The sequence below is a fragment of the Allosphingosinicella sp. genome (assembly GCF_036387215.1).
In the GTDB taxonomy this organism is placed as follows: domain Bacteria; phylum Pseudomonadota; class Alphaproteobacteria; order Sphingomonadales; family Sphingomonadaceae; genus Allosphingosinicella.
On sequence record NZ_DASVUE010000092.1, the window covers coordinates 1 to 6,394 of the forward strand.

The 6,394-nt window shown below is 66.8% G+C and carries 5 protein-coding genes; 1 reads left to right on the top strand and 4 read right to left on the bottom strand.

What is annotated here, in order from left to right; genetic code table 11:
- The coding region (secA, locus tag VF662_RS04090) for a preprotein translocase subunit SecA (RefSeq protein WP_464137973.1) at positions 1-2,112 on the bottom strand (2,112 nt) is incomplete at its 3' end.
- A gap of 97 nt (positions 2,113-2,209) precedes the next feature.
- Positions 2,210-2,506, bottom strand: a complete 297-nt coding sequence (locus VF662_RS04095; protein WP_464137975.1) for a hypothetical protein — start codon at positions 2,504-2,506, stop codon at positions 2,210-2,212.
- A gap of 104 nt (positions 2,507-2,610) precedes the next feature.
- On the opposite strand from VF662_RS04095, the gene VF662_RS04100 reads away from it, so the two are divergent.
- Positions 2,611-3,054, top strand: coding sequence for a GFA family protein (locus VF662_RS04100; RefSeq protein ID WP_464137978.1), 444 nt, complete (start codon positions 2,611-2,613; stop codon positions 3,052-3,054).
- A gap of 10 nt (positions 3,055-3,064) precedes the next feature.
- Here VF662_RS04100 and trxA read toward each other — a convergent pair whose 3' ends face one another.
- Together trxA and VF662_RS04110 are read right to left on the bottom strand one after the other, a co-directional pair.
- On the bottom strand, positions 3,065-3,385 hold the full coding sequence (gene trxA / locus VF662_RS04105; protein WP_464137980.1) for a thioredoxin TrxA: 321 nt from the start codon (positions 3,383-3,385) through the stop codon (positions 3,065-3,067).
- A 51-nt stretch (positions 3,386-3,436) separates the two neighbouring features.
- On the bottom strand, positions 3,437-6,394 hold a 2,958-nt coding region (locus tag VF662_RS04110), incomplete at its 5' end, for a UvrD-helicase domain-containing protein (RefSeq protein WP_464137982.1).

The window sequence follows — 6,394 nt, forward strand, 5'->3', positions numbered from 1 at the left end:
CTCCACCCGCTCCTTCAGCAGCGGGATATCCCATTGCTCGGGGTAGGAATTGGGGGGGCAGGCTTCGCCGACGATGGTGTTGACGGTCTCGGCGCGCATGTCTTCGACGACGTCGCCGACGGTGTCTGCGTCCATGATGTCGGCGCGCTGCTCGTAGATGACTTTGCGCTGGTCGTTCATCACATCGTCATATTCCACGACCTGCTTGCGGATATCGTAGTTGCGCGCCTCGACCTTCTTCTGGGCGGTCTCGATCGCCTTCGAGATCCAGGGGCTGACGATCGCCTCGCCATCCTCCAGATTCTTGTTCATGAGGCGCGCGAACATGGTCTGCGGGCCGAAGATGCGCAGCAGATCGTCGTCCAGCGACAGATAGAAGCGGCTGAGACCCGGATCGCCCTGGCGGCCCGAGCGTCCGCGCAGCTGGTTGTCGATGCGCCGGCTCTCGTGCCGCTCGGTGCCGAGCACGAACAGCCCGCCGACCTCGCGGACGCGCTGGCGCTCCTCCTCGATCTCCTGCTTGATCCGCGCTTCGATGGCATCCCGCTCCGGCCCCTCGGCGAGATTGGGATGCTCGTCCTGCATGCGGAATTCGAGATTGCCGCCGAGCTGGATGTCGGTGCCGCGGCCGGCCATGTTGGTGGCGATGGTGACGGCGCCGATCCGCCCCGCCTGAGCCACGATATGCGCTTCCTGCTCGTGATAGCGGGCGTTCAGAACCTCGTGGCGGACGCCCTCCTGCTTCAGATAGTCGGACAGCATCTCGGACTTCTCGATCGAGACGGTGCCGACCAGGACCGGCTGTCCGAGCGCCTGCTTCTCCTTGATCGCCTGGGTGATGGCGGCGAACTTGTCGTTGATGTTCTTGTAGAACTGATCGTCCTCGTCGACCCGCTGCACTGGCAGGTTGGTCGGGATGGTGACGACGTTCATCTTGTAGATGTCGAAGAATTCCGGCGCTTCGGTCGCGGCCGTTCCGGTCATGCCCGAGAGCTTCGGATAGAGGCGGAAATAATTCTGGAAGGTGATCGAGGCGAGCGTCTGGTTCTCGGGCTCGATATTGACGCCCTCCTTGGCCTCGACCGCCTGGTGAAGGCCGTCCGACCAGCGGCGGCCGTCCATCATTCGTCCGGTGAACTCGTCGATGATGACGACCTTGTCGTCCTTCACAATATAATCGATGTCGCGCTTGAAGATCACGTTCGCGCGCAGCGCCTGATTGAGGTGGTGGACCACCTGCGTGTTCTCGAAGTCATAGAGGTTGCCGCCGACCAGCAGGCCGGCCTGCTCCAGCAGCCGCTCCATCTGCTCGGTCCCGTCCTCGGTGAGGACGACCGACTTCTGCTTCTCGTCGACCTCATAATATTCGGCCGGGATCTGCCGGACGATCGCATCGACCGACATGTAGAGCTCGGACTTGTCGTCAGTGGGGCCTGAGATGATCAGCGGGGTACGGGCTTCGTCGATCAGGATCGAATCCACCTCGTCGACGATTGCGAAGTTGAACGGCCGCTGCGTCATCTGCGCGCGGTCGTACTTCATGTTGTCGCGAAGATAGTCGAAGCCGAACTCGTTGTTCGTGCCGTAGGTGATGTCGGAGGCATAGGCCATCCGGCGCTGGTGATCGGTGAGGTTGGGCACGATCACGCCGACGGTGAGCCCGAGGAAGCGGTAGATCTGGCCCATCCACTCGGCGTCGCGGCGGGCGAGATAGTCGTTCACGGTGACGACGTGGACGCCCTTCCCCTCGAGCGCGTTCAGATAGGTGGCGAGCGTCGCGACCAAGGTCTTGCCCTCACCGGTCCGCATCTCGGCGATCGAGCCGCGATGGAGGACGATGCCGCCGATCATCTGCACGTCGTAATGGCGCTGGCCGAGCGTTCGCTTTGCGGCCTCACGGACTGTTGCGAACGCCTCGGGCAGGATCTCGTCCAGGCCTGTGCCGGCGGACAGCCGCTGCCGGAAGATCTGCGTCTGGCCGCGCAGCTCGTCGTCGGTCATCGCCGAAATGGTGTGCTCGAAGCCGTTGATGCGGTCGACGATCTTCTGAAGCGAGCGGACGTAGCGATCGTTCGCCGACCCGAAAATAGCTTTGGCAAATCCGCCGATCATGAAAGGAATCCCGTAATAAGATGGTAAAGCGGCGCGCGGCGAGGCGCGCCTGTTCGAATGTCGATTGGAAGCGGCCGGAACCGCCGGCGGGCTGCCGCTATATCAGGCGGCGCTCGTCGACCGGCGCGGTGTCGCGCGGGGCGATGATCGTCAGCGACGACAGGAAAGCCGGAGCGCTCGGGCTCGAAGCCGGCGCCTGTGCAAGCTGAAGCTTCGCTTCGCTCGCCTTTTCAACGCCGCTTGCGGTGAGCTCGACGGCGGCGGCGGCAGCAACCGAGGCCCTGCCGATCTCGCGCGTCTCCACCGCCCGGTCACCCGAGATCAGCCCGGTAAGGCCAGCGAGCATCGCAGAAAGGAAGAGCAGCAGTTCCAAGCGGATGAGTCCCTCGGGCACCCACGCCGGGCGCCGCCTCAGAGCACATAGTGACTGCCGCCGCTTCCGTCCATAAGCGCGTTGCGAGATTGACGCCGCTCTCACGAGGAGCGTAGCGGCAGCTCATGGACAAGCCGATCACCGGAGGCTGCGCGTGCGGCGCGGTCGCCTACGAACTCGGGAGCCGGCCCTGGGACGCAGGATGGTGCCATTGTCGGACCTGCCAGCTGGTCTCAGGCGCGCCAGCGATGGTGTTTGCAACAGTGCCCGTGCCGGATCTCGTCTTCGCGAGAGGCGAGGACAAGCTCCGGACATTCAAGTCGAGCAGCTTCGGCCACCGCGTCTTCTGCGGCGAATGCGGAACGCCGCTGCTGATGAAGGTTTACCACCAGCCCGAGACCGTGGACCTCACCGTGGCGACCCTGGACGATCCGGACGCCGTCCTGCCCGGCTTCCACATCTTCTACGGCAGCAAGATCGCCTGGTTCGAGCCGGGAGACGATCTTCCCCGGCACGACAAAGTCAGGCCGGATACGCGGGGCCTCGAAGGGACAGACCCGCCGGAATGAAATCCGCTTCTTAGAGCTGGCCCTCGAGCCAGCTCTGAAGCGCGCTCTTCGGGGCCGCGCCGACCTTGGTGGCGGCGGGCTGCCCGTTCTTGAACAGGATCATCGTCGGAATGCCGCGCACGCCGTATTTGGCGGGAGCGTCGGGATTGTCGTCGATGTTGAGCTTGGCAACGGTCACCTTCTCGCCCAGCTCGTTCGAAATCTCCTCGAGCGCCGGAGCGATCATCCGGCACGGCCCGCACCATTCCGCCCAGAAATCGACCAGCACCGGCTTGTCGGCGCTGATCACGTCCTGCTGGAAGGTGTCGTCGGTGACGTTCTTGGTGGCCATTGGAATCTCCTGAATCTCTTCGACACCATGTAGGGAGGGAAAACGCCCGGCTCAACCGTCCGCCAGCGCGGCGGCGCCCGGCATGTGGGGCCTGAGGAGCCCGCGCGGGAGCGGATGCAGGGTGGGCCCGGAAGTGTAGAGAAGCGCCGCCTCGATTTCGCGGCCGGGGAAGATCACCTCAAGCGCGGCCACGTAAGCGGCCATCTGGCGAAGGTGGGCGGAAGGAATCTCCGAAGGCGTCCTCGGAACCGCACGTCCCGTCTTGAAATCGACCAGCCGAACGGCATCGTCCGCCACGAGCAACCGGTCGACGGTTCCGGTGATCACCGAACCGTCCGGCGTCACGGCGGCGATCGGCGCTTCGGCGAGCGCTTCAGGGCTGAAGATGCCGGAATAAGCGGGATCGGAGATGATCCGGCAGGCGTCCTCGATGAGCGAGCGGCGGAGGTCGGCATCCTCGACCCCAGCGGAGCGCTGCAGCCAGAGATCGGCGAGCCGCGCCCGTTCGGCGGCTTCGACGCCTGGGAGACGCTCGAACAGCTGGTGGAGGAGCCTGCCACGCTCGGCCGCAAGCCGCATCTCGGGCGTCGGCGGCGGGTTCGGAACGTCGTCCTCGCCCACCGACGAGGGCGCAAGCGGCCGCGGCGGCCGGGACTCGACCGGCGCCATTTGCCGAAGCCATGCCGGAAGCGCGAGGCTGGAGGCCGCGGCGGGCGCCGGCGGGCGCACCGCGACTTCCGCCTCGCCCAGCCGCATGGCGCGGCCCCAGAGCGGGTCATCCGCCCATTCGGGCCCGAGCCCGGAAAGGGAGCGCTCGACGGCGCTGTACCAGCTCTCCTGCGCCGGCCCCTTCCTGTCGGCAGGGCCCAGCGCGCCGCCCACGTAGAGCCGCTCCTCGGCGCGGGTCATGGCGACGTAGAGGAGGCGCCAATGCTCCTCCCGGTCCAGCCGGTCCTGCGCCTCCAGCTGCGACTTCAACGGCTCGGCAAGCTCGTCCTTCCGCGGCCGGAAGACGGGGATTGCGGGCCCGCCTTCGCCCAGATCGAAATCGGCGGAGGAGCCGCGCGCGCGGTTCGGGTCCACGCAGGCATCGGCGAGGATCACCACCGGCGACTGCAGCCCCTTGGAGCCATGCACGGTCATCACCCGCACCGCATCGAGCGGCGCGGACGGATCGCGGACGATCTCGACGTCGCCGCGTGCGAACCAGTCGAGGAAGCGCTGGAGCGAGGGCGCCGTGGTGGTCTCGAATTCGAGCGCGCTTGCAAGCAGCTCCTCGATCGGATCGCGCGCTTCCGCCCCAAGCCGATGGAGCAGCCTGGCTCGTCCGCCCATTGGACCGGAGAGCAAAGCTTCGAAGAATTGATGCGGAGTCGCGTAATCGGCCATGGCGAGGATCGACTGCAGCCGTTCGACGCTATCCGGCCTTTGGGCGCTGGTCCGCACCTGAGGCCAGAGCGCCCCCTCCCGCTTGTGAGCGACGGCATAGAGTTCGTCCTGCGACCAGCCCAGGAGGGGCGAGACGAGGAGGCTTGCAAGGTTGAGGTCGTCGAGCGGCTGGACCGCGAACCGGGCGGCGGCAAGCAGGTCCTGCACCGCGAGGGGGGCGGAGAGGAGCAGCCGGTCGACACCCGCCACCGGCACGCCCTCGGCGTGGAGCCGGGCGACCAGCAGCGAGGCGAGATCGCCGCGGCGGCGGACGAGGATCAATATGTCCTCGGGCCGGAGCGGCCTCCCCTTCCCCTCCACCTGGAACGGGTGTTCAAGCCACAGCCGGATCTGACGCGCGAGCTTGCCCGCGTAGCGCCGGGTCGCATCGCTGACCCAGCCTTCCTCGCCGGCTTCGTCCTCGGCGAGCGCCAGCTCCTCCGAATAAGGCTGCCAGAGGGTGACCGAGCCTGCGCGGCTTGAGTGGTGGCTTTCGTGCGGGTTGGGCCGGCGAGGCAGGCCGAGCGCCTCGAAGCCGAGATCGCCGATCACCCGATCGACCAATTGCAGGACGGGGGGCGCCGAGCGGAAGCTCCGGTCCATCGACAGATCCAGGAAGTCCTGACCGACGCTCCTCGCCTCGCGATCGAACCAGGCGCGGGCGACGTCGAAGCTCCCCGGCTGCGTTCCCTGGAAGCCGAAGATCGCCTGCTTGTAATCGCCGACGGTGAAGATCGTCCGGTGCCGCTGCGAAGCGCCCTCGCCCGCGAAATATTCCGAGGCGAGCGCCCGGACGATGTTCCACTGGCGCTCGTTCGTGTCCTGCGCCTCGTCGACCAGGATATGGTCCGTGGACTGGTCAAGCTTGTAGCGCACCCATTCGCCCATTCTGGGCGTCAGGAGCAGCTCCTCCGCCCAGCGGATCAGGTCGTTGAAATCCACCGCCCCCTGCGCGCGCTTCGCTTCCGCATAAGCGGCGGCGAACGCCTGGCCGGCGCGAAGGCCGGCCGAGAGCTGCCCGACCAGCTGCGCGACCTTCCGCATCGAGATGAGCCGGGCGCAGCATTCGAAGGCGGCGGTGGCGAGGCGGACATAATCCTCGTCCTGCGGCGCCTGCCCCTTGCCGAAGCTTCTGATCTCCCCGTCCGCCTTCGCCCAGACGAGGTGGAGCCGGTCCACCATGCCCGCCCGCTCCTGCGGCGAGGCCGCGGCCCATTGTTCGCAAAGGCTCGCCCGCTCGAGCCCGCTCTTCGTCCCCCAGCCGCCGTTGAGGAGGCCGATCTGCCGAAGCCCGGCAAGGTCGAAGACATCGTCGCAGCATTCGGCCGCGATCGCCTCGTCAATGTTACCGAGCGGGATCCCGAAGGCGCGGCGGAGGCGGGCCTCGATGCTCTCGCGCGTGCCGAGCGCCTCCATTGCGGCGGGAGCGCGCGCGCAGCACATCAGGAAGCTTTCCGCGCCGCCCTCCCCCATGCGGTGGCTGAGCGCCTGGAGATCGCGGATCAGCGGCAGGTCCCCCGCGGCTTCCGAGCGCACCAGCAGGTCCGCAAGCGCCTGGCGGGCCAGCAGCTGCTCTTCCCG